General features: G+C 72.1%; 22 protein-coding genes. 16 read left to right on the top strand and 6 right to left on the bottom strand.

Annotation, left to right across the window (positions count from 1 at the left end; all coding sequences use genetic code 11):
- Positions 1 to 76: 76 nt before the first annotated feature.
- From K8556_RS07865 to K8556_RS07830, 8 genes are all read left to right on the top strand, one after another.
- Positions 77 to 1549, top strand: coding sequence for an ATPase domain-containing protein (locus tag K8556_RS07865; protein ID WP_223739405.1), 1473 nt, complete (start codon positions 77 to 79; stop codon positions 1547 to 1549).
- A gap of 13 nt (positions 1550 to 1562) precedes the next feature.
- Positions 1563 to 1952 (top strand): response regulator, encoded by a 390-nt coding sequence (locus K8556_RS07860; protein WP_223739404.1) that lies wholly within the window; start codon positions 1563 to 1565, stop codon positions 1950 to 1952.
- A 32-nt stretch (positions 1953 to 1984) separates the two neighbouring features.
- Positions 1985 to 2806, top strand: a complete 822-nt coding sequence (locus K8556_RS07855) for a hypothetical protein (protein WP_223739403.1) — start codon at positions 1985 to 1987, stop codon at positions 2804 to 2806.
- Between the two features lie 128 nt (positions 2807 to 2934).
- A complete protein-coding gene (locus K8556_RS07850) occupies positions 2935 to 3342 on the top strand; it encodes a hypothetical protein (protein ID WP_223739402.1) in 408 nt (135 codons plus the stop codon).
- Entirely contained in the window at positions 3335 to 3592 is a 258-nt protein-coding gene (locus K8556_RS07845; RefSeq protein WP_223739401.1) for a DUF5985 family protein, read from the top strand. Before K8556_RS07850 ends, K8556_RS07845 begins: the two co-directional genes overlap by 8 nt.
- 11 nt (positions 3593 to 3603) lie before the next feature.
- A complete protein-coding gene (locus tag K8556_RS07840) occupies positions 3604 to 3879 on the top strand; it encodes a DUF5985 family protein (protein WP_223739400.1) in 276 nt (91 codons plus the stop codon).
- 39 nt (positions 3880 to 3918) lie between these two features.
- Positions 3919 to 4872 (top strand): aldo/keto reductase, encoded by a 954-nt coding sequence (locus tag K8556_RS07835; RefSeq protein ID WP_223739399.1) that lies wholly within the window; start codon positions 3919 to 3921, stop codon positions 4870 to 4872.
- A 151-nt stretch (positions 4873 to 5023) separates the two neighbouring features.
- The gene (locus K8556_RS07830; protein ID WP_223739398.1) at positions 5024 to 7897 is read left to right on the top strand and encodes an ATP-binding protein; all 2874 of its coding nucleotides are present in this window, start codon (positions 5024 to 5026) and stop codon (positions 7895 to 7897) included.
- A gap of 22 nt (positions 7898 to 7919) precedes the next feature.
- Here K8556_RS07830 and K8556_RS07825 read toward each other — a convergent pair whose 3' ends face one another.
- Together K8556_RS07825 and adh are read right to left on the bottom strand one after the other, a co-directional pair.
- Entirely contained in the window at positions 7920 to 8309 is a 390-nt protein-coding gene (locus tag K8556_RS07825; RefSeq protein ID WP_223739397.1) for a DUF779 domain-containing protein, read from the bottom strand.
- A 7-nt stretch (positions 8310 to 8316) separates the two neighbouring features.
- Complete coding sequence (gene adh, locus K8556_RS07820) at positions 8317 to 9843, bottom strand: aldehyde dehydrogenase (RefSeq protein ID WP_223739396.1); 1527 nt, start codon at positions 9841 to 9843, stop codon at positions 8317 to 8319.
- A 237-nt stretch (positions 9844 to 10080) separates the two neighbouring features.
- On the opposite strand from adh, the gene K8556_RS07815 reads away from it, so the two are divergent.
- The 5 genes from K8556_RS07815 (at position 10081) to K8556_RS07795 (ending at position 16497) form a co-directional block, all read left to right on the top strand.
- Positions 10081 to 10752, top strand: a complete 672-nt coding sequence (locus K8556_RS07815) for a phosphoribosyltransferase (protein WP_223739395.1) — start codon at positions 10081 to 10083, stop codon at positions 10750 to 10752.
- 20 nt (positions 10753 to 10772) lie between these two features.
- Positions 10773 to 11474, top strand: a complete 702-nt coding sequence (locus K8556_RS07810; RefSeq protein WP_223739394.1) for a dienelactone hydrolase family protein — start codon at positions 10773 to 10775, stop codon at positions 11472 to 11474.
- Positions 11471 to 12415, top strand: a complete 945-nt coding sequence (locus K8556_RS07805) for a ribokinase (protein WP_223739393.1) — start codon at positions 11471 to 11473, stop codon at positions 12413 to 12415. Before K8556_RS07810 ends, K8556_RS07805 begins: the two co-directional genes overlap by 4 nt.
- A gap of 764 nt (positions 12416 to 13179) precedes the next feature.
- Positions 13180 to 15111, top strand: a complete 1932-nt coding sequence (locus K8556_RS07800; protein ID WP_223739392.1) for a serine/threonine-protein kinase — start codon at positions 13180 to 13182, stop codon at positions 15109 to 15111.
- 75 nt (positions 15112 to 15186) lie between these two features.
- Positions 15187 to 16497, top strand: a complete 1311-nt coding sequence (locus K8556_RS07795) for an AarF/ABC1/UbiB kinase family protein (RefSeq protein ID WP_223739391.1) — start codon at positions 15187 to 15189, stop codon at positions 16495 to 16497.
- Between the two features lie 11 nt (positions 16498 to 16508).
- Here K8556_RS07795 and K8556_RS07790 read toward each other — a convergent pair whose 3' ends face one another.
- Complete coding sequence (locus K8556_RS07790) at positions 16509 to 16904, bottom strand: response regulator (protein ID WP_120548103.1); 396 nt, start codon at positions 16902 to 16904, stop codon at positions 16509 to 16511.
- A 257-nt stretch (positions 16905 to 17161) separates the two neighbouring features.
- On the opposite strand from K8556_RS07790, the gene K8556_RS07785 reads away from it, so the two are divergent.
- Positions 17162 to 17575, top strand: coding sequence for a hypothetical protein (locus K8556_RS07785; protein WP_223739390.1), 414 nt, complete (start codon positions 17162 to 17164; stop codon positions 17573 to 17575).
- Between the two features lie 51 nt (positions 17576 to 17626).
- Positions 17627 to 18184 carry a chemotaxis protein CheB gene (locus tag K8556_RS07780; RefSeq protein WP_223739389.1) on the top strand — a complete coding sequence of 186 codons (558 nt, stop codon included), beginning with the start codon at positions 17627 to 17629 and terminating at the stop codon, positions 18182 to 18184.
- An 11-nt stretch (positions 18185 to 18195) separates the two neighbouring features.
- Here the strand turns inward: K8556_RS07780 and K8556_RS07775 are convergent, their stop codons facing one another.
- Both K8556_RS07775 and K8556_RS07770 read right to left on the bottom strand, forming a co-directional pair.
- Complete coding sequence (locus K8556_RS07775) at positions 18196 to 19440, bottom strand: sensor histidine kinase (RefSeq protein ID WP_223739388.1); 1245 nt, start codon at positions 19438 to 19440, stop codon at positions 18196 to 18198.
- Positions 19437 to 21371: a CheR family methyltransferase gene (locus K8556_RS07770; protein WP_223739387.1), complete on the bottom strand. Its 1935-nt coding sequence runs from the start codon at positions 21369 to 21371 to the stop codon at positions 19437 to 19439. The genes K8556_RS07775 and K8556_RS07770 overlap by 4 nt, the downstream gene beginning before the upstream one ends.
- Positions 21372 to 21602: 231 nt before the next feature.
- On the opposite strand from K8556_RS07770, the gene K8556_RS07765 reads away from it, so the two are divergent.
- Positions 21603 to 22292, top strand: coding sequence for a response regulator transcription factor (locus K8556_RS07765; RefSeq protein ID WP_223739386.1), 690 nt, complete (start codon positions 21603 to 21605; stop codon positions 22290 to 22292).
- A 10-nt stretch (positions 22293 to 22302) separates the two neighbouring features.
- Here K8556_RS07765 and K8556_RS07760 read toward each other — a convergent pair whose 3' ends face one another.
- The gene (locus tag K8556_RS07760) at positions 22303 to 23067 is read right to left on the bottom strand and encodes a dienelactone hydrolase family protein (protein ID WP_223739385.1); all 765 of its coding nucleotides are present in this window, start codon (positions 23065 to 23067) and stop codon (positions 22303 to 22305) included.
- Positions 23068 to 23089 lie beyond the last annotated feature (22 nt).

The raw sequence follows: 23089 nt of genomic DNA, 5'->3' as shown, positions 1-23089 counted from the left end.
GGGCTCCAGGGGGCAGGGGGCTCCGGCGCGAAACTCCCAGGGCGACACCCCGGGTTTTACGGTATGAGCGGTCGTCATGTCCCCTAGCGAGCAGCACCCCCCCGTCTTCGAGCGCATCGCGACAGGCGTGCCCGGACTGGATCCCATCCTGGGCGGTGGCCTGGTGGCCTCAGGCGTCTACATCGTGGTGGGGGAGCCCGGCGCGGGGAAGACCATCTTCGCCAACCAGCTTTGCTACTCGCAGGCGCGCCAGGGCACGCGCTGTCTGTACGTGACGCTGCTCGCCGAGTCGCACTCGCGCATGCTGGCGAACCTGCGCAGCATGGCGTTCTTCGACGCCTCCCAACTGCCCCAGCGCATCTACTACGTCAGCGGCTTCCGCATGCTGGAGGAGCAGGGGCTGCCGGGCCTGCTGGAGCTCCTGCGCCGGGAGATGCGCAACCACGGCGCGGGCATCCTGGTGCTGGACGGCCTGGTGCAGGCGCAGGAGGCCGCGGGCAGCAGCCGCGACTTCAAGAAGTTCATCCACGAGCTCCAGGTGTCCGCCGGCCTGTCGCGCTTCACCGCGCTCCTGCTCACCAGCAGCGTGGGCCCCACCGTGCACCCGGAGTACACCATGGTGGACGGCATCCTGGAGCTGCGCGAGCGCACGGCGGCCATGCGCTCGTGGCGTGAAATCCAGGTGCGCAAGTTCCGCGGCAGCGCCAGCCTCAACGGCGCGCACCACTTCCGCATCTCCGAGGCGGGCCTGGAGGTCTTCCCCCGCCTGGAGACCATGGTCAGCCGCGCGCAGCCCCCGGACTGGGGCACCCAGCGCGTGCGCTTCGGCGTGCCCACGCTGGACGCCATGATTCCGGAGGGCATCGCCGCGGCCTCCACCACGCTGGTGATGGGGCCCCCGGGCTGCGGAAAGACAATCCTCGGCGTCAGCCACCTGGCGGAGGGGCTGCGCCTGGGCGAGCCCTGCCTGATGGTGAGCTTCTACGAGGGGCCGGACCGGCTGATGCACAAGGCGGCCAACGTGGGGCTGTCGCTGGGCAGCGCGGTGAAGGACGGCCGGCTGGTGCTCCAGTGGAACATGCCCGCGGAGTGCAACCTGGACCTGGTGGCGCACACGCTGGTGGAGGACGTGCGCAGACGCGGCGTGAAGCGCCTGTTCGTGGACGGGCTGAGCGCCATGGTGGAGACCACCCACGAGCCGGCGCGCATCAGCCCCTTCTTCGCCGCGCTCACGCAGGAATTGCGACGCCACGGGGTGACGACCGTCTTCACGCTGGAGACGCCGCGCCTCTTCGGCCCGGACATGGACGTCCCCCTGGGGACCGGCCTGTCCGGCGTGGCGGAGAACCTGCTGTTCATGCGCCACCTGGAGCTCAACGGCCGCCTGCGGCGGCTGCTGTCCATCTTCAAGCTGCGCGACGCGGACTACGACCCGACGCTGCGCGAGTTCGTCATCACCTCCCAGGGAATCGAGATCCAGCCGCCCTTCCAGCCGTCGCCCGAGTTGCTGCTCACCGGCATCGCCCGCGTTCCGGGCAACCACTCCTGACCTCAGAGGCTCCGTGGTTCCCGCGACCGAGACCGTGCTGGTGGTGGACGACGAACAGGGCATCCTGGAAGCGCTCGCGGACCTTCTGAGGGAGGAGGGCTACCGCGTGCTCACGGCGTCCCATGGCCGCGAGGCCCTGGAGCGCATGGCGGAGGTGAAGCCGGACCTGGTGCTGACGGACTGGATGATGCCCGTGCTGGACGGCCCCGCGCTCATCGCGCGCATCCAGGAGGACCCGCTCCTGCGCCACATCCCCGTGCTGGGCATGAGCGCCGTGGACGTCAACGGCCTCAAGCGCCTGCACCCGGGCATGGAGTTCCTCCAGAAGCCGTTCGACATCCGGGCCCTGATGAAGCAGGTCCGCAGGTCCCTGGACGCGAATCCCCGCGCCCGGGGAGGGTGAGGCGCACCGCCCGCGTGCCCGGAGGGTCCGCCATGTTCCACCTGCTCAAGCTGGGTCCCGTGCCCCTCTCCGTGGGCACCACCGGCGTCTACCTGCGCATCGGCGAATCAGGGGACCCGTCCCCTCCCGTCTTCGAACAGACGGACCTCGCCGGCGTGCGCGCCCTCACCGCCGGCCTGGAGCCCTCTCAGGTCGCGTGCGAGCCCGCCCTGGCGGACGCCGCCGCCGAGCTGGGCCTGTCCGTGGCGCCCCCGTCCCTGGCGGCGCTCTCCGCCCGGGCGGCCATCGCCACCTTCCTCGCGTGGGGCCAGTTGGGCGTGTCCGGGCTGGGCAGCGACAAGGCGCTGCTCTTCGTCCAGGCCGCCACCGAGTTCTGGGACGCGAAGCCCTGGATGCACTGGGATGACAGCCAGGCCTTCACCGTGGACGTGACGGGCGCGCACGAGCACACCTACGAGGGCTGCGTCTTCCACGGCGAGGACGAGGGCCCCTCGGGGCTGGCCCTCTACCTGTCCCCCGGCTCGCTGGGGCGGCTCCTGGAGCTCCAGGTGCACGGCGCCGACAGGGAGGCGCAGGCCCTGCCCGCCATCACCGTGTCGCTGGAGTCCCGCCCCGCCTACGCCGTGGACGCGCTGTCCGCGGCCGGCCGCGCCCCCCGGCTGCCCCTGCCCGTGAAGGCCGGCCCCCAGGGGCTGTCCGTGCCCTCCAGCCTGGAGTCCCTCATCCTGGTGGCCGCCCTGCGCGCCGTGGCCCGCCTGTCGCCGTCCCAGCCGGAGGCCCTGAGCAGCATGGTGGCCGGCGACGCCCGCATGGACGTCCGCGTCCGCGCCCCCGCCCCGCGCGTGCGCAACTAGGCGGAATCAGGCGCCCCCTGGCGTGACGCACCCAGAGCAGGCAGGCCGACAGGCTCGTGTGGGACTGTGAACAACCGCCCCTACCGAAAAGGTTGATTCACAAAGTATCTGGGTTCATAGGTGGAGACGTGACTGACGCCGGCCTCGCACCACGGGTCCAGCGCTTCCTCACGACGCACATCGATTCCATCGAGAAGCTGGAGGTGCTCCTCCTGCTTCGCGCCCGGACGGAGCGGGCGTGGACGGCGCCGGCGGTGGCCCTGGAACTGCGTATCACCGAAGCCTCCGCGGCCCGCCGGATGGCGGAGCTGAAGACGGGAGGGCTGCTGCTCCAGGATGGGGTGGAGGCGGACGCCTACCGCTTCAGCCCCGGCCGCTCGGAGGACGTGCAGGCCACGGCGGAGCTGGCGGCGGCGTACGCGTCGCGCCGGGTGAGCGTGATTTCATTCATCTTCTCACGTCCCATGGACCGGGTGAGGGGCTTCGCGGACGCGTTCGTGCTCAAACAGGACAAGGACGGCGACGGACATGGCTGAGGCGGTCTACATCCTGTGCGCGTTGACGAGCGCGGCGTGCGCGGTGCTGCTGCTGCGGGCGTGGCGGCGCACGCGGATGAAGCTGCTGCTCTACAGCGGCCTGTGCTTCCTGCTCTTCACCGTGAACAACATGCTGCTCTTCGTGGACCTGGTGCTGATTCCCGCGGGCGACCTGTCGCTGGCGCGCACCGTCACGTCGCTGGCGGGCGCCAGCGTGTTGCTGTTCGGCCTCATCTGGGACGTGTCCTAGGGGGGGACACCATGTTCAAGATCCTGCTCGATGGCGCGGTGTTGATGGCGTACCTGGCGTGCGCCCTGTTCTTCCTGCGCTTCTACCTCCAGTCGAAGGACCGGCTGTTCGCGCTGTTCTCCCTGGCCTTCACGCTGATGGGGGTCCACAGCCTGCTGGGCACGCTGGTGGCGCCGGACCTGGACACCGAGCGCCTCCACTACCTGTATGTCGTCCGCCTGATGGCCTACCTGCTCATCCTGGGAGCCATCTGGGACAAGAACCGCGCGGGGCGTGGCGCGCGGTGAGATGCTGTGCTCCTCCTTGTCCCACGGGAGGACTCCTGCATGAGCACGACACCGCTTCCCCGCTTCACCCCGCGCCGCGCGCTCGGGCGCACGGGCTTCACCGCGACGGCGGTGGGCATTGGCGACCTGGCGGACCGCACGGTGCCGCGCGAGGAGCTGGTCGCCACGCTCGCGCGGGCGCTGGACGCGGGGCTCAACGTCATCGACACGGCGCCCGGCTACGAGGACGGCCTGAGCGAAGAGGTGGTGGGCGAGGCGCTGCGCGGCCGGCGTGAGGGCGTGTTCGTCATCGACAAGGTGGACGAGCTGGACGCGCCGGTGGCGCCGCAGGTGGAGGCGTCCCTGCGGCGGCTGGGCCTGCCGTCGGTGGACCTGTTCGCGCTGCACGCGGTGAAGTCGCTGGCGCAGTGGGAGGAGCTGGCCCGGCCGGGCGGCGCGCTGGCGCAGTTGGAGGCGTGCGTGGCGAAGGGGCAGGCGCGCTTCAAGGGCATCTCCTGCCACCACCCGGACGCGCTGGTGGCGGCGGTGCGCTCCGGGCGGTGCGACGTGGTGATGTTCCCGCTGGGGCCGTTCGTGGACGCGCGCTACGTGGAACAGGTGCTGCCCCTGGCCAGGGCCCACGGCGTGGGCGTGGTGTCCTTCAAGACGTTCGGCGCGGGCAAGCTGCTGGGGGACACGGAGGGCTACGGCCGGCCGCTCCAGGCGCGCCCGCGCGGCAAGGTCGGCTCCGGCGGAGCGGCGCCGGGCACGCCGCTGCTGCCGCACCTGTCGGTGGCGGAGTGCGTGCGCTACACGCTGACGTTGGAGCCGGACGTGATGTTGATGGGGATGGGCTTCCCGAACGAACAGGACGCCGCGCTGCACGCGGCCTCCGCCTTCCAGCCCCTGGACGCCGCGGGGATGCGGGCGGTGCGGGAGCGGGCGCACGCCGCCATCCAGGGGAAGGGGGCGGTGTGGTGGAACCCGCCTCCACCGGACGTGGCGGCGGGCTGAGCCGCCGCGCACGGGCGGGCCGGGCGGGTTGCCTGCCGGACACTCGCCAGGAGTTCCGCGCCCCTGGAGGCTTGTCGCCCGCCGGGGACCGTCATTATCGGAGCGTCCCTTTGGTGGGGCGTCATCCCCGTGACGCCATGACCCGCGCTCCATGCCCGAACCATCTCACGAGTCTTCGACCGAACCTCCCGGTGAGCCCCCGCCGCCGTCCGCCGTGACGGCGAACGGCGCGGCGGTGTCCGTGTCCGGAGAGGGCGTGCCGCCGGGAGCGCCGGCCATCACGCGCGAAGGCAACACGGTGGAGGCGGTCGCGCCCCTGGCCGGTGCTCAAGAGGCCCCGGCCCCCGCGGAGGAGGGCCGCTTCGCGTTCCTGGCCCGCGCGGGCGAGGTGTTGTCGTCGTCGCTGGATGAGCCCACGGTGCTGCGCCAGTTGGCGGAGCTGGTGGTGCCGGCGCTGGCGGACTGGTGCACGGTGGACGTCGTCACGCCGTCCCTCGCGGTGGTGCGCCGGGCCGCGGCGCACCGCGACCCCTCGCTCGTGCCCACCGTGTATGCCATTGCCGAGCGCTGGGCCCTGCGGGACAACGGCTCCCAGGGCGTGGCCCAGGTGCTGGGCACCGGCCAGCCCCGCCTCATCCGGGAGGTGCCCGAGCAGGACTTCCTGGCGCTGGCCCGGGGCAACGAGGCCCTGGAGGAGACGTGGCGCCTGGGCTGCCGCTCCGTGATGCTGGTGCCGCTGGTGGCGCGGGGGCGGGTGCTGGGATGTCTGTCATTGATGTCTGGCACGGCCGGCCGCTTCGGTGAATGCGACCTGGAGCTGGCGCGCGAGCTGGCGCGCCGGGCCGCGCTGTCGCTGGACAACGCGCTCCTGTATGGCGAGGCCCGTCAGGCCCAGGCGCGCACGGCGCGGCTGCAGGCGGTGACGGCGGCCCTGTCCCGCGCGGCCACGGAGGACGCGGTGGCGCAGGTGCTGGCGCGCGAGGTGTGGGAGGCGAGCGGCGCCACGCGCGTCGCGGTGCTGGCGCTGGAGGAGGACGGCCTCGTGCGCCCGCTGCGCGTGCTGGGGTACCCCGAGGACGCGCTGGCCGCCTTCAACCGCCCGCCGAGCGGCGCCGCCCGGAGGGGGCTCCAGGACCTGCGGCGCGAGTCGGGGTGGTTCGGTTCGCTGGAGGAGTTCCTCGCGCGCTACCCGGAGGACGCGGAGCTCGCGCGCCGCCTGGGGCCGGGGGCCCGCGCGGTGGTGCCGCTGTGGGGAGACACCCGGGCGCGGGGCCTGCTGCTGCTCGCGTGGCCGGAGCCGCGCGTCTTCCCGGTCGCGGAGCGCGCGTTCCTGGAGGCGCTGGCGCACCAGTGCGCGCAGGCGCTGGAGCGGACCGCGCTCTACGAGGCGCTGCGCGAGCGCACGGAGCGGCTGCGGCAGGCGCTGGTGACGGGCGACATGGGCACCTGGCGCCTGGACCTGGTGCGCGGCAAGGAGCTGCGAGACGCGGCGCTCAACCACATGCTGGGCCTGCCGGCGGTGGACTCCTCGGTGCGGGTGGGGGACATGCTGGAGCACCTGCACCCGGAGGACCGGCCGCACGTGGAGGCGGAGTTCCGCCGCCACCAGCGCGGGTCGCCGGGCTTCTTCGAGCTGGAGTTCCGCGTGATGCGCCGCGGAGGCGGCGTGCGCTGGCTGCACAGCGTGGGGCAGTCCTTCGCCGGACCGGACGGGAAGGTGACGGAGCTCACCGGCGCCATGGCGGACATCACCCGGCGCAAGGAGGCCGAGGAGCGGCTGCAACTGCTCCTGGACGCGAGCCGCGTGCTGGCGCTGCGCCTGGACGACGTGGAGGCCGCGCTGCCGGAGGTGGCGCGGCTGGTGGTGGACCACGTGGCCACCGGCTGCCTGGTGGACCTGGCCGCGCCGGACGGCACCCTGCGGCGGGTGACGGCGGCCCACCGCGTGCCCGAGCACGACGAGCGGCTGCACGCCGCCCTGGCCGGAATGGACCGGGGACCGGCGCACCCGGCGCTCCAGTGCTTCCGCACGGGCGAGGTCTGCTTCCTGTCGCGCCTGGACTTCAAGTGGTGCGGCGCCGTCTCCGCCAGCGACGCGCACCGGGCGCTGGTGGACAGCCTGGAGCCCACGTCCGTGCTGGCGGTGCCGCTGCGCGCGCGGGGCCGCACGCTGGGCGTCATCACGCTGTTCACCGCCGAGCCCCAGCGCACGCTGGTGGCCGCGGACGTGAAGATGGCGGAGGAGCTGGCGCTGCGCTTGAGCGTGGCGCTGGAGAACGCGCGCCTGTTCCACGACGCCCAGTCCGCGGTGCGGCTGCGCGACGAGTTCCTCTCCGTGGCGAGCCACGAGTTGAAGACGCCGCTCACCAGCCTCATCCTCCAGCACAACCTCATCGGCCGGGCGCTGGAGACGGCGGGCACGCCCGGGCCCGTGACGGGGAGGCTGAACACCGCGCGGCGGCAGGTGCTCCGGCTGACGGCGCTGGTGGACAACTTGCTGGACGTGAGCCGGATGTCCCTGGGCAAGCTGGCGCTGGAGCGCGCGGAGGTGGACCTGGCGGAGCTGACGCGCGACGCGCTGGAGCGGCTGGGGGACGTGTTCACCCAGGCGGGGTGTTCCCTCCGGCTGGAGCTGCCGCGCACGCTGACGGGCCAGTGGGACGCGCTGCGCCTGGACCAGGTGCTGGTGAACCTGCTCTCCAACGCGGCGAAGTACGGCGCGGGCCACCCGGTGTCGGTGCGCGCGGGCGTGGACGCGCGCGACGAGGCCTGGGTGGAGGTGCGCGACGAGGGCATCGGCATCGAAGCGGACGCGCTGCCGCGCCTCTTCGGCCGCTTCGAGCGCGCCGTGAGCGAGCGGCACTACGGCGGCATGGGGCTGGGGCTCTACATCAGCCGCCAGATCGTCGAGGCGCTGGGCGGCCGCATCGACGTGGACAGCCAGCCGGGGCGGGGCGCCACCTTCACGCTGCGGCTGCCCCGGAACGCGGGGGAGGCGCGGCCCCCGCCTGCCCTGGAGCCGTGAGGGAGGCTCCAGGGCGCGGCCTTCAGTGCTGGGGGCCCTGGAGCGGGGGCCCCGCTTGTTCGAGCGCGCGGTGCTCGTCGTCCGTGAAGAGGCGTGAGCGGATGAGGAAGCGCACGCCCTCGGGGGCCTCGACGGAGAAGCCGCTGCCGCGGCCGGGCACCACGTCCACGGTGAGGTGGGTGTGGCGCCAGAGCTGGAACTGCGGGCCGGACATGTAGAAGGGCGTGCCGGCGATTTCACCCAGGTACACGTCCTCCTGTCCCACGCGGAAGTCGCCGCGCGGGAAGCACATGGGCGCGCTGCCGTCGCAGCAGCCGCCGGACTGGTGGAAGAGGAGCGGACCGTGAAGGCCCTGCATCTTGTGGATGAGGGCCTCGGCGGCCGGCGTGGCCTCGACGCGCGGCACGGACATGGGCGGCCTAGAAGAAGCCCATGGGCTTCGGGTCGTAGCTGACGAGCAGGTTCTTCGTCTGCTGGTAGTGATTGAGCATCATCTTGTGCGTCTCGCGGCCGATGCCGGACTGCTTGTAGCCGCCGAACGCCGCGTGCGCCGGGTACAGGTGGTAGCAGTTCACCCAGACGCGGCCCGCCTGGATGCCGCGGCCCATGCGGTACGCGGTGTTGGTGTCGCGCGTCCACACGCCCGCGCCCAGGCCGTAGAGCGTGTCATTGGCCATGGCGAGCGCGTCCGCCGCGTCCTTGAACTTCGTCACCGCGACGACGGGGCCGAAGATCTCCTCCTGGAACACGCGCATCTTGTTGTTGCCCTCGAAGATGGTGGGCTCCACGTAGAAGCCCTCCGCCAGCGCGCCGGGCAGGGCCTTGCGCCCGCCGCCGGTGAGCACCTTCGCGCCCTCCTTCCGGCCGATGTCCAGGTAGCTGAGGATCTTCTCCAGTTGGTCATTGGACGCCTGCGCGCCAATCTGCGTGGCGGTGTCCAGGGGGTTGCCCTGCACGATGCGCTTCGTGCGCTCCACCGCCCTGGCGATGAACGCGTCGTAGAAGCGCTCGGCGACGAGCGAGCGGGACGGGCAGGTGCAGACCTCGCCCTGGTTGAGGGCGAACATGGCGAAGCCCTCCAGCGCCTTCTGGGCGAAGTCGTCGTCCTGGGCGAAGACGTCCTCGAAGAAGATGTTGGGGGACTTGCCGCCCAGCTCCAGGGTGACCGGGATGATGTTCTCGGAGGCGTACTGCATGATGAGGCGGCCGGTGGTCGTCTCACCCGTGAAGGCAATCTTGGCGATGCGCTTGTTGCTGGCGAGCGGCTTGCCGGCCTCGATGCCGAAGCCGTTCACGATGTTGAGCACGCCGGGGGGCAACAGGTCGCCCACCAGCTCCGCGAACTTGAGGATGGTGACGGGGGTCTGCTCCGCGGGCTTGAGCACCACGCAGTTGCCCGCCGCGAGCGCGGGGGCCAGCTTCCACGCGGCCATGAGCAGGGGGAAGTTCCAGGGGATGATCTGCCCCACGACGCCGAGCGGCTCCGTGAAGTGGTAGGCGACCGTGTTGTCATCCAACTGGCTGAGCGAGCCCTCCTGCGCGCGGATGCAGCCGGCGAAGTAGCGGAAGTGGTCGATGGCGAGCGGCAGGTCCGCGGCGAGCGTCTCGCGGATGGGCTTGCCGTTGTCCCACGTCTCGGAGACGGCGAGCATCTCCAGGTGCTGCTCCATGCGGTCGGCGATCTTCAGCAGGATGTTGGCCCGCTCGCCGGGGGCGGTGCGGCCCCACGCGTCCTTCGCCTTGTGCGCGGCGTCGAGCGCCTTCTCGATGTCCTCCGCCGTGGAGCGGGGAATCTCGCAGAAGGGGCGGCCCGTGACGGGGCTGGGGTTCTCGAAGTACTGGCCCTTCACGGGCGGGACGAACTCACCGCCGATGTAGTTGCCGTAACGGCTCTTGTATTCGACCTTGCTGCCCTTCTGACCCGGAGCTTCATAGACCTTCGACATGAGGACTCCCTGCGTTGGGTTTTGACGCACTCCCGTGGGGTTTGACGCGGGACAGACCATAGGCCGGTGACGCTCCGCGTCGCGCGCAGGGAGTCGGAGGTAAATGTTTGTTAATGGTTGATCGCCGAATCAGGCGCGAAGTCACTCGGGCGTGATGGGAGCGGGCGGGCAGGGTGCCCTTGCTGCCACCCGGCACGTCTTCCACCTCAAGGAGGAGGACGTCACTGGGGGCACGTCATGCAATTGTTCAGAGACCGCGTCGAGGCGGGCCGCGCGTTGGGCCAACGGCTCCGCGACCTGCTTGGTGGAGGCGGGGACCTGTTGGTGTTGGCGCTGCCGCGGGGCGGGGTGCCGGTGGGCTTCGAGGTCGCTCGAATCCTCGGGGTGCCGCTGGACGTGTTCGTGGTGCGCAAGCTGGGCACGCCGGGGCACGAGGAGCTGGCCATGGGGGCCATCGCCACGGGGGGCGTCACGGTCCTCAACGAGGGCGTCGTGCGGAGGCTGGGGATTCCCCGGTCGGCCATCGCGGCGGCGGCCGAGCGTGAGGCGCGGGAGCTGGTCCGGCGGGAGCAGCTCTTCCGCGACGGCAGGCCGCCCGCGCCCGTGGAAGGGCGGACGGTGGTCCTGGTGGATGACGGGCTGGCCACGGGCTCCACCATGCGGGCGGCGCTCCGGGCGCTGCGGCAGCATCAGCCCGCGCGCATCGTGGTGGGAGTGCCGGTGGGCGCGCCGGAGACGTGCGCGGACCTGGAGCGCGAGGCGGACCTGCTCGTCTGCCTCCAGACCCCGGAGCCGTTCTACGCGGTGGGGCAGTGGTTCGAGGACTTCACGCAGACCACCGACGACGAGGTGCGCGAGCTGCTGGCGCGCGCGGCGCACGGTGAGGGGATGGCCCCGGAGGCGCCGTGAAACCAATGGAGGGTTGAGACATGGCGGAGCGACGAATCTCGGAGCACGCGGTGCGGGTGGAGGGGGAGCCCGGCGTGTGGTTGGACGGAACGCTGAGCGTGCCGGAGGCGGTCTCGGGCGTGGTGTTGTTCGCGCACGGCAGCGGCAGCAGCCGCTTCAGCCCGCGCAACCGGTACGTCGCGGGAGTGATGCAGCGGGCGGGGCTGGCGACGCTGCTCATGGACCTGCTCACGCCGGAGGAGGAGGAGGCCGAGCGGTGGACGCGGCACCTGCGCTTCGACATCGAGCTGCTGGCGCGGCGGCTCGTGGGGGCCACGCGGTGGCTGGCGCGGGTGCCGGGGCTGGAGGGGCAGCCGCTCGGGTTGATGGGTTCGAGCACGGGGGCGGGAGCGGCGCTGGTGGCTGCGGGGCGGATGCCCGAGGCCGTCCAGGCGGTGGTGTCCCGGGGCGGCCGTCCGGACCTCGCGGGCGCGGTGCTGCCGGCGGTGCGGGCGCCCACCCTGCTCATCGTGGGGGGGGATGACACCGAGGTCATCGCGCTCAACCGGCAGGCATTGGAGGCGCTGCGGACGCACAAGTGGCTGGAGATCGTGCCCGGGGCGACGCACCTCTTCGAGGAGCCGGGGACGTTGGAGCAGGCGGCCCGGTTGGCCCGGGACTGGTTCCTCGAGCACCTGGCCACGGCCGCGCGGGAGCGCCCGTCCGGCGAGGCTCCGCCATGAAACCGCGCATCGTGGTGGTGGGGGGCGTGGCCACGGACTACCTGGTGCGCGGGCCGTCACTGCCGGAGCCGGGAGGCAGCGCCGAGGGCGACGTCTTCCAGGAGGCGCTCGGAGGGAAGGGGGCGAACGGCGCGGTGGCCGCCGTGAGGTTGGGCGCGCGGGCCTCGCTGGTGGCGCGGGTGGGGACGGATGGGCGCGGCCTGAGGCAGGTGGCGGGGCTGGAGCGGGAGGGTGTCGCGCTGGAGGGGGTGGTGCCGGATCCAGCCGCGCCTTCGGGCGCGGTGCTGGTGATGGTGGATGGACGTGGGAGGAAGCAGACCCTCTTTTCGCCGGGCGCCAATCACAGACTTTCCATCCGGGATGTGTTGCGGAGCGCGGAGCGGATCGCCACCGCGAAGGTGTTGCTCGTGCAGTTGGAGGTGCCGCTGGAAGCGGTCCAGGCGGCGGTCCGTCTGGCGCGAGCGGCGGGTGTCCGGGTGGTGATGGATCCCGCGCCGGCGATGCCGTTGCCAGAGGTGTTGCTGGAGGACGTGCACGTGCTCCGGCCCAACGCCTTCGAGGCGAGGGCGCTGACAGGCATCCGGGTGCATGACCGTGCGTCCGCGCGGAGAGCCGCCAACAACCTGCTGATGCGTGGAGTGGGGGCGGCCATCATCGCGGCGCCCGGAGGCAGTCTGCTGGTGTCGAGGGAGGAGGAGGCGTGGCTGCCCGAGCTGCCAGTGGACACGGTGGATACGACCGGAGCAGGGGACGCGTTCTCCGCGGCGCTCAGTGTCGCCCTGGCGGAAGGCCAGCCGCTGCTCTCCGCCGCGCGCTTCGCGCACGCCGCCGCCGCCATCGCGACGACGCGGCTGGGAGCACAGGCGGGGCTGCCGTACCGGGATGAGGTGCTCGGGTTGCTCACGGATGTAAAGCCAGACGTCCAGCTCGCGCCGCCGTAGCGGAGATGGCGCCCGATCCGGCTGCGCTCCGCCTCCGGAGTCTTTCCGCCCGCTTCCACGAAGGATGGACCTTCGTCGGATCCCGGGGCGAACTCGCGGAAGTTCCCTGCGGACTGGAGCGGCATGCTCCCTACCTCCCAGCGCGAAGCAGTTCCGCGCATGGCGGAGATCGCCCCTCCAACCCGCGTCCCCACCGCACGCAGCCGCGTCCCGCCAGAAGCCCGGAAACCCCCGCCATCCGTGCAGGACTCTTCATCCCAGGCCGATTTGTCGGCCTCACGACACCGTCGGATCCGTACGTTCCTCGTGCGCCACAGGGCCTTCCCGGCTCCCGCCGCCAGACACGCAATCACGGCTTACTTCGAGACTGAACGAGATGTTTTCCAGTCTGGATGTTCATGTCGCTGCGCACTGGAAACCCGCACGGCGTGCTGTCATCTTGAAGGAACTTTCGCGGCGCGGCAGGACGGTTGAAGGGAAGGCAGTGCGGAAGTCGTCCAAGGTCTTGCGGGCTGAACGTATTGGGATGTGCTGGACGGAAAACGGTTCCGTCCCGGGGCTGTAAAAACTCCCCGAAAGCGAGGGGTGTCTGTCCATGAGCTGGGACCCAGGCCGCATCCGAGTGTCGCAAAGGCGAAGCGGATCAACCGGTTGGCGCACCCGTCCGCGCGAACCGGAAAGCCCCGGTTCCTGGCACACCGCTCGCATTGGCCGCTGACGCTGTCCGCATCCCCACACCGCATTCCCCTGGTTACCGGTCCCTCGTGCTCGCCCCGTCGCCTGTCATCTGCTCCTGCGGTCAGCCCCACTCGGACGCGGAGGCGTGTCCCACGCTGATGCGCGGGCTGGACCTCAACGGCGGCACGATGCTCTACGCCGGCACGCCGCCGCCCGGGCCCGCGTCGGCGCTGCCGTCGCCGCCCACGCCCATGTCGTCTCCCACGCCCGTGGTGCCGTCGCTCGTGGGCCAGGAGTTCGGCCGCTTCCGCGTCGTGCGCGAGCTGGGCCGCGGCGGCATGGGCACCGTGTTCCTGGCGGAGCACACGCTCATCCAGAAGCGCGTGGCCATCAAGGTGCTCCACGCGCACCTGGCCCAGGCCCCGGAGCTGGTCGCGCGCTTCCTGTCCGAGGCCCGCACGCTCACGCTCGTGCAGCACGAGAACGTCGTCACCCTCTACGACCTGGACTCGCGCGACGGGCGCCCGTACCTCGTCATGGAGTACCTGGAGGGGGACAGCCTGGCCAGCTTCGCCCGCGGCCCCATGGCCCCGGCGCTGGTGGTGGAGCTGATGGCGCAGGTGTGTGACGCCCTGGGCGCCGCGCACGCGCACGGCATCGTCCACCGCGACCTGAAGCCCGCCAACGTCTTCCTCGTCCCCAGCCCCAGCGGCAAGCAGCGCGTGAAGCTGCTCGACTTCGGCATCGCCAAGCTCCTGTCGCGCCCCGCCGGGGAGATGACCACCGAGGTGGGCGTCCTGCTGGGCACGCCGGAGTTCATGGCCCCCGAGCAGTGCGGCGACGGCATCGTGGACGCGCGCAGCGACCTGTACGCGGCCGGCGTGCTCGCGTACCTGCTGCTCACCGGCCAGGTGCCCTTCCACGGCCGCACCGCCGCCGAAATCCTGGTGGGCCACCTGCAGAAGGACCCCGTCCCGCCGCACGAGCTGAACCCCACCGTGCCGGAGGCCCTGTCGCGGGTGCTGCTGCGCGCGCTGGCCAAGCGGCCCGAACACCGCTTCGCCTCCGCCGCGGAGCTGAGGGCGGCCCTGGAGGCGTCGCTCGCGCCGCCGCCCGCGCCCACCGCGCCGCCGCTCACCGCGCTCCTGCGCGGCCCGGGCGCGCAGGCCCCCGTGGAGCTCAAGGGCGAGTGGGTGGGCCGCTCCGGCCTCTTCTTCCAGTCGCTCGCGCCGCCGCCCGCGCTCCTGTCGGAGGTGTCGCTGGTGCTGCGGCTGCCCGGCGGCGAGCTGCCATGCACCGCGCAGGTGGTGCGCCACGTCACCGCCGAGCAGGCCCAGGCGTGGAACATGCCCCCGGGCTTCGGCGTGCAACTGCGCGACGCCAGCCCCGCCTTCCAGGCCCAACTGGCCCAGCTCCGCAACGCCGCGCGCGCGACGTCCGCGCGGAGCGCCGCCACCGCCGCCATCCCCACGCCCGAGGACGCGCAGGCGGAGGCCGTCCTCCAGGGGTTCCGCCGGCGGCTCGCCGGGGACCCGTACGCCGTGCTGGAGCTGCCGCGCGACGCCACGCTGGAGTCCGTGCGCACCGCGGCCCAGCGCGCCCGCGGGGCGCTGGAGCTGCTCAAGGCCCGCCCGCTGTCGGAGGGCCAGCGCGCCCAGGTGGAGCGCGCGCTGGAGCGCGTGGCCGGGGCGCTCCACACGCTGGGCCACGTGGAGCGGCGCGTGGAGTACGACGCCACGCTGGGCAACGTGGAGGGCATCGAGCGGTGCCTGGCCGCGGGCCTCACCGCCACCATGCTGGAGCAGTGCCGCCGCCGCTTCCTCGCGGGCAACACCGGCCGCGAGGGCCGCGCCGCCGTCCACCGCCTGTCCGGTGACGCGCTCGCGTCCGTGGGCCGGTTGGAGGAGGCGCTCGCCGCCTATGAGCTGGCGGTCCGCGCGGACCCGCTGGACCTGGAGGGGCTCAAGCGCTGGCGCTTCCTCCGGGCCCGGGTGCGGGGCTCGGCCGCCCCCCGGTAGGGGAGCCGGGCTCGCATCCACCCTGGGGGCGTCTTGCGTATGGGAGGGGAGTCTTCGTTAATCCTCTGCTCTCCCATGGCTTCCGAACCCGACGACAAGCTGCCGCCCCAGGGGCGCTTCAACCGCCTGCGCAAGCTGGCGGGCCTCTCCATGCACGTGGGCTCGGAGGTGCTCAAGGCGGGCGCCAAACAGCTCTCCGGCGGCAGCCCCTCGGACCTGCTCAGCCTGGGCACCGCGGAGAAGCTGGTGGCCACGCTGGGGGAGATGAAGGGCGCGGCCATGAAGCTGGGCCAGGCGCTCTCCATGGACCCGGACCTGCTCACGCCGGAGGTGCGGCAGATGCTGGCCCGGCTGCAGAACCAGGCCCCGGCCATGTCCTACGCGCAGGTGTCGCGCGTGATTCAGCAGGAGCTGGGCGCGCCGCCGGAGGCGCTGTTCAAGGAGTTCTCCCCGGACGCGCTCGCCGCCGCGTCGCTGGGCCAGGTGCACCGCGCGGTGCTGCATGACGGCCGCGCCGTCGCCGTGAAGGTGCAGTACCCCGGCATCGACGCGTCCATGGGCCACGACATGGACAACCTGGGGCTCGTCGTGAAGACGGTGTCCAAGACGTCGCGGGTGATGGACGGCACCGCCTACTTCCAGGAGTTCCGCGACGAGCTGATGCTGGAGCTGGACTACCGCCGCGAGGCGAAGCTCGCCCAGGGCTTCGCGAAGAGCGTGGCGCGGCTGCCGGACCTCTACGTGCCCCAGGTCATCGAGGAGCGCAGCGCCCACCGCGTGCTCACGCTGGAGCTGCTGGAGGGCCAGACGCTCAAGGACTGGGTGACGACGTCGCCGGACCCCGCCGAGCGCTTCCGCGTCGCGCGCCAGCTCATCCGCGCCACCTACGGGCCCTTCCTGGACGCGGGTGAAATCCACGCGGACCCGCACCCCGGCAACTTCATGGTGATGCCGGACGGGCGCATGGGCCTCTTGGACTTCGGCTCCATCAAGCGCTTCAGCCCGGGCTTCGTCGCGGCCAACCGCCGCATGTTCCAGCAGGCGCTGCGGCTGGAGACGCTGGACGTGCTGGGCCTGTGCCGGGAGGTGGGCTTCTCCGTGGAGCTGCCGGAGGCGGAGGCGGAGCTGCTGCTGCGCGAGGTGCTCCACATCGCCGGGCGGCCCATGCGCGCGGCGCCGTATGACTACGGCACCTGCGACATCAACCGCGACATGCGCAACCACTTCACGCGCAACGCCGCGCGCATGATGCGCATCCGGCCTCCCCCGGAGGCGATGATGTTCTTCCGCGCCACCGGCGGTCTGGCCCAGAACCTGCGCCTCGTGGGCGCGCAGGGCGACTTCCGGCAGGTGTTCCTGGAGGTCGGCGCGCTCGTGGGCGAATAGCCCGCGTCCCGTCAGGTGCCGGCGGCGACGCGCGGGCGCTTGTGCAGCCGCTCCAGCTTGCGCGCCAGGTCCGCGCCCTGCGTGCTCTTGGACAGGTAGCCGTCCGCGCCCGCCGCCAGCGCCAGCGCGCGCAGCTTCGACTCGTCGGAGGCGGAGTAGAGGACGAAGCGGGTGTTCTCCGGCGCCTGCTGCCGGGCCAGCGCCAGCACCTTGTCGCCGCTCAGCGCGGGGATGTTCACGTCCAGGAGCACCAGGTCCGGCGCCGTGGTGCGCACCAGGTTGGAGACCCCCAGGGACGAGCGGTGCGTCCGCACCTCGAAGTTGTACGAGGACAACGAGCGCTCCGTCAGCGCGAGCTGGTCCGGGTCATCGTCCACGATGAGGACGCGAATCTTGGTCTCCGACATGGTGGCTCCCCCTGGAACCGACAGTTGGGTGCCCCGGTCGGCAGGATGCCGCCCCAAGGAAGACAGTGACCCGGGCACTTCCCGAGTATCACCCACCCCTCTCCCTCCTGGCCAGCTTCCCTGGAATTTTCTGGAGACTTCCGATGGGAACCACACGTCTCGCCCTGGCGGGTGGGCAGCCTGGAGGCTCGTCCCCAGCCTTGGGGTGAACACACGTCGTGCGGCAGGTGGGTGGCCGCCCGACCTGGAGGACCCCGATGGCATCCCAGCGGAAGGCGGAGGAGGCGGACTCGCGGGAGCGCGCCCTGGAGGTCCGCGCGGACGCCCGGCGGCGGGAGTCCCTGGCGGCCCTGGAGCAGGCGGAGGCCTACGCCGCGCTCTCCCGGGCCTGCGCGCGGCGGGCCCGGGCGCTGAAGGCGGTGTGCCTGGCGGATCAATCCGTGGCCCGGCTGGGCGGGAGCGAAAACGAGCGGACCTGGGCCTGGCATGACGGCCGGCGGGCCGGGACCCACGCGGAGCTGATGGACCGGGAGGCCTCCCTCCACGCGGCGCAGGCCCGCCGGGCACAGGCGGAGGCGGGGCGGGCGGAGGCCGAGGCGCAGGTGTCCTCGCGGAAGGCGCGCCTGGCCTCCATCGAGGGGCCCCCCCATCCGGCGCGCACAGGGAGATGAGCCACATGCAACGTCGCGACATCATCGTCATCGGCGCGTCCATGGGGGGGCGTGGAGGCGCTGACCGCGCTCGCGAAGCAGCTTCCCCGGGACCTGGCCGCCTGCGTGCTGCTGGTGCTGCACGTGCCGGCCCAGCACCGCGGCTACCTGCCGGACATCCTCTCCCGCTCCGGTCCGCTGCCGGCCCACCATCCCCGGGACGGGGAGGAGCCCCTGGAGCCGGGCCGCATCTACGTGGCGCCCAATGACAGACACCTGCTGGTGGAGCCGGGCCGCGTGAGGGTGCTGAAGGGCCCCAGGGAGAACGGGCACCGGCCGGCGGTGGATCCGCTGCTCCGCTCGGCGGCGAGCACCCATGGCCCGCGCGTGGTGGGCGTGGTGCTGACGGGCGCGCTGGAGGAGAACGCGTCCCTGTCTCGCCGGCTGGCCACGCGGGCCCGGGAGCGCGGCCATGACCATTCCGCGCTGCGCTTCGTGGAGCGCGCCCGCACGGCCGAGGCCCAGGTGGCGCTGCTGCGCCAGGCGGTGCTCGCGGCGCCTCCGCCCGGCGCGGCGTCCCCAGTCTCCGGGGACTCCGACGACTCCGACGACTCCGAGCAGACAGGCTGAAGGGGCGCGGCTCAGCGCGCTCCGCCGCGCGGCGGGGCCTTCAGCGCGGGGAAGGTGAGCGTGAACACCGCGCCCCCTTCCGGGCGGTTGGCCGCGGTGAGCGTACCGCCCGCCTGCGTCACCACGCCGTGGGCCATGGACAGCCCCAGGCCGGTGCCCTTGTCGCCCTTGGTGGTGAAGAAGGGCTTGAAGATGTTGAGCAGGTGCTCCTCCGGGATGCCGGTGCCCTCGTCCTCCACCGTGAGCCGCACCGCCTTTCCGAACCGGAAGGCCTTGATGCGGATGGCGCCGCCCCGGGGCATGGCGTCGCGCGCGTTGATGAGCAGGTTGATGATGACGTAGCGCAGCTCCATGGCCGAACCGGACACCAGGGGAAGCCCGTTGGGCAGCTCCACGTCCAGGCGCAGCGCGTGCCCGGCCTGGCGCGCCTGTTGCTCGATGCCGCCCCGGACGATCTCCACCGCGTCGCGGACCACGTCCATCAACTGGACGCGCTCCAGGGCGGTTTCGGGCTTGCTGCGGGAGAAGTCCTGGAGCCGGTCCACGCGCGCCTCCGCGTCGGACACGACGCGCGTGAGCGCGTCCAGGTGCTGCTGGCCCTGGCCGGAGGGCTGCACGCTGGGCTGGAGCATCTCCAGCCGCAGCCGCATGGCATTGAGCGTGGCGCGCAGGTCATGCGCGATGCCCGCCGCCAGCTCCCCCAGGGCGCGCACCTTCTCACGCTCCAGCAGGGTGGCGCGCGCGTTGGCCAGCTCCGCCTCGGCGCGCGCCTGTTCGGTGATGTCGCGCGCGAGCACCAGCACCTGCCCCTGCATGTGGCCGGCGACGCGCTCGGCGCGCACCTCCAGCACCCGGGGCTGGGGCTCGCGCGCCTGCCGGTAGCGGGTGATGCGCGTGCCTTCGGGGACCGCGAGCACCGCGGCGGCCTCCGCCTGGCCCACGTCGCGCAGGGCCATCCGCTCCGCGCCGTCCTCCTCGCGCCGCCAGGGGCCGCGCAGCCGCCCCAGCACGTGCCAGCGGCTGTTGGCCAGCACCACGCTGGTGGCGTTCATCACCGCGAGCGCGCTGTCGTTGGTCTCCAGCGCCCAGCGTGACAGCTTGAAGGTGATGGCCTGCCGCCGGGTGTGCTCCCCCAGCTTGCGCACCAGGGCGGTGTGCTTCTTCATGAGCTCGCGGTACTTGCGCAGCAGACCCTGGGCTTCCCGGACGCTCGGGCCCGGGACGGCGGAGGGCGGAGGCGCGCGGCGCTGGCTCATGCCTTGAGCTTCTCCCTCAGGGCGCGGTTCTCCTCCAGGAGGGCGGTGGCCCGGGTGGTGTCCTCGAAGAGGATGATGGAGCCCAGCACGTGCGTGTCGGTGATGAGCGGCGTGGCCACCAGCGTGGCGCTGCCCTTGCCCCCGTGCGGCAACTGATAGGGCATGCCCTCCATGCGCAGCGAGCGCTTCTCCTTCAGATGGCGGCGCAGCTTGAGCAGCAGCGCGCGCTTCAGCGCGGGCACGTGCAGGGACCACAGGACCTGACCCACCGTCTCGCGCTCGGTGAGGCCCAGCAGCCGCTCCGCGGCCAGGTTCCAGGTGGTGATGCGGCCGTCGCCGTCCAGCACCAGCACCGCGGTGGACAGCGTGCGGATGATGGTGCGCTGGCGGAAGGTGAGCGCGTCCATCTCCAGCGTGCGGTGCGCCAGCTCGCGGTTGGTGGCGTCCAGCTCCGAGTTGGCGGACTGGAGCTCCTCGTTGGTCGTCTCCAGCTCCTCGTTGGTGGACTGGAGCTCCTCGTTGGTCGTCTGGAGCTCCTCGTTCGCGGACTGGAGCTCCTCGTTGGTCGTCTCCAGTTCCTCGTTGGACGCGCGCAGCTCCTCCGTGGAGGACTGCATCCGCAGATGCATGGCCTGCAGCTCCTCCTGCGCCGCGCGCAGGGACTGCTCCACGCCGCGCTGGTGGGTGAAGTCATGCAGGGCGTACAGCAGGCCCTGGCGCTCACCGTTCGCGTCGCGCAGGGGGACCACCTGGGTGCGCAGGGCGATGGGCTCTCCGGAGACGGCCTCCAGCACCCCGTCGGCCACCTCCCGCTCGGAGGCGCCGCCGCGCACGCGCTGGCTCTGTTCGATGAGCAGGTCGCCGCTGAGGCCCGCCAGCCCCAGCGCCGCCAGCTTCTTGCCCAGCACCTCGCCCTCGTTGCGGTTCCACAGCCGGGCCGACGCGCGGCTCCAGAGCGTCACCGTCCCGTCGTTGTCTGTCGCGATGTGTGGGCATGGGTGCGAGTCCAGGATGGTGCGCAGCAATGCGCGCTCGAAGGACTGGCTGGGTTCGATGAGGCGCGGCAAGTTCGTGGGCTCCGGGGGCAGCCGGTCCTGCGTCGTGCTGGTGACCTCCGCCTGACCGTCCTTACGGTAGATGCGCCGGGCCAGATCCATGGGCCGGAAGAGCCGGGCCGCGAAGGGGATGAGCTCCGAGCGGCCCAGCACCATCAGGCCGCTGCGGCGCAGCGCGAACTGGAAGCGCGCCAGCACCCGCTTCTGCAACTCCGAGTCCAGGTAGATGAAGACGTTGCGGCACAGGATGATGTCGATGCGCGACACCGGCGCGTCCGACACCAGGTTGTTCACGCCGAACACCACCGCGCGGCGGATCTCCTTGCGCACCGTGTAGTTGTTGCCGGTGCGCACGAAGAAGCGCGCCAGCCGCTCCGGGGAGACGTTCTCCACCTGCTCCGGCGAATAGATGCCCCGGCGCGCGGCGGCGATGGCGTCCTCGTCCACGTCGGTGCCGAACACCTTCAGCTCCGCGCCGGGGTAGCCCGGGCCCAGCGCCTCCGCCGCGATGATGGCCAGTGAGTACGCCTCCTCGCCGGTGGCGCAGCCCGCGCTCCAGATGCGCAGCTCCGTGTCCGGCCGCTGGCGTACGAGCTCCGCCACGCTCTGCTCCAGCGCCAGCCAGACCTCCCGGTCCCGGAAGAAGGTCGTCAGCTTGATGAGCATGGAGGAGACCAGCGTGCTCACCTCGGCGGGGTCCCGCTCCAGCAGCGCCAGGTAGGCCGCCCGGCTCCGGCAACGCGTGGCCTGCATCCGCCGCTCGATGCGCCGCTGCAGCGTGGCCCGCTTGTAGTTGCGGAAGTCGAAGTTCCGCACCTGACGGATCTTCTCCAGGATGGCTTCGAGCTCGCTGTCGCGTGGGGAACGGGTCGCCATGCGACGGACGTAGCCCGGAGGGCTTGAACGGGCAAGAACCGGATCTCCTGCTCGCCAGCGCACTGTTGGCGGCCCTCCGCGTCAGGGTCGCGGACGACGCAACGTTCGCTGCGCTTCGTCCGCGCCGTCCCCGTACTGGGAGCGGTTTCACGAGGCTGGGCGGGATGGCGTACGGTGAATGTCTCTTCCCAGGGGGTGCTGACCAAACGATGGGAAGATGAGGTGTCATCCATGGATCTGAACTCAACGGAGCGCGCGATCCGCGTCGCGCTGCTCGAGGATCAGCAGGTGTTCCGTGAGAGCCTGGTGGCCCTGCTGGAGGGGGCGGGGATGAAGGTGGTGGCCCGGTGCGCGGAGACAGGCTCGTTCCTGTCCAACGTGCGCGCGGCCGCGCCGGACGTGGCGGTGGTGGACCTGCGGCTGGAGCACGTGGGCCGCGAGGGCGCGGAGGACGGCTTCAACGCGCTGAGGTACCTGCATGACTTCCATCCGCAGGTGCGCGCGCTGGTGCTGTCCGGGCACCGGGAGCCGGACGTGGTGGAGCGCTGCTTCCAGGCGGGCGCGGCGGGCTACCTGTGCAAGCTGAACGCGGGCGTCGATGACGTGGTGCGGGCCGTGCAACGCGTGGCCCGGGGCGAGCGGCTGCTGCCCGTGGACATGCTCCACGCCAGTGCCATGCACCTGGACGACCTCCACATGCCGGCCTCCGCGCTGTCACGGCTGACGCTGCGCGAGCGTGAGGTGCTGGGCTACGTGGCGGCCGGCGCGGACAACCTGAAGATCGCCGCGCACCTGGGCATCACCGAGCGCACGGTGAAGGCCCACCTGACGAGCATCTACCGCAAGCTGGGGCCGGAGAACCGCGCCCAGCTCGCGGTGATGGCGTGCGAGCTGGGCGTGACCCGCCCCGTGCTGGCCTGAGCCATTCGCCTCAGGGCGGCGCGGCTTCGCGTGCGCCGTCCCGGGGGGCGCCCAGGTGCTGGAGGAACCACTCCCCGGCGAGCTCGGCCACCTGCTCCAGCTCCGAGTCCTCCTGGAAGTGGTGGGTGGCGCCCGGGATGATGTCCATGCGCTTGTCGGCGCGGAGCGCCTCGTAGGCCCGGCGGTTGATGTCCAGGCCCAGCGTGTCCGCGCCGCCCACCAGCAGCAGGGTGGGGGCCTGCACCTTGGGGAGCACCGCGCCGGCCAGGTCCGGGCGGCCGCCGCGCGACACGACGGCCTCCACCTGGTCGGGCCGGAAGGCCGCGGCCGACAGCGCCGCGCCCGCGCCGGTGTGCGCGCCGAAGTAGCCCACGTTCAGGCCCGCGGTGGGGCCCTCGCGCTTGAGCCACCGGGCCGCGCCCGCCATGCGCATGCCCAACAGGCCCACGTTGAAGCGCAACTGCCGCGTCCTGCGCTCCTCCATCTCCTCGCGGGTGAGCAGGTCCATCAGCAGGGTGCCCAGCCCCATCGCCTGGAACAGGCGCGCGGTCTGCGCGAGCCGTGGACTCTGGAGGCTGCTGTCGCTGCCGCGCGCCAGCACCACCACGCCCCGGGCCCCCGAGGGCACCGCCAGCCGCCCCCGGACGAGGACGGCGTCATCCACCGGCACCATCACCTCGCGCTCCAGGTGCGTGCGCGCCGCCGGTCTTCCACCCCGTGGCGCTTCAGGCTCCCGCGCCTCTTCCCACCGGTGGTCCTGCCCTACCGCATTCAACCCCGTTCGTGACCGGGGACCT

This window comes from Corallococcus sp. AS-1-12 (genome assembly GCF_020036995.1).
GTDB lineage: Bacteria > Myxococcota > Myxococcia > Myxococcales > Myxococcaceae > Corallococcus.
Note: the sequence above shows the minus strand (reverse complement) of the source record. Positions and strands in the feature narration are given on the sequence as shown.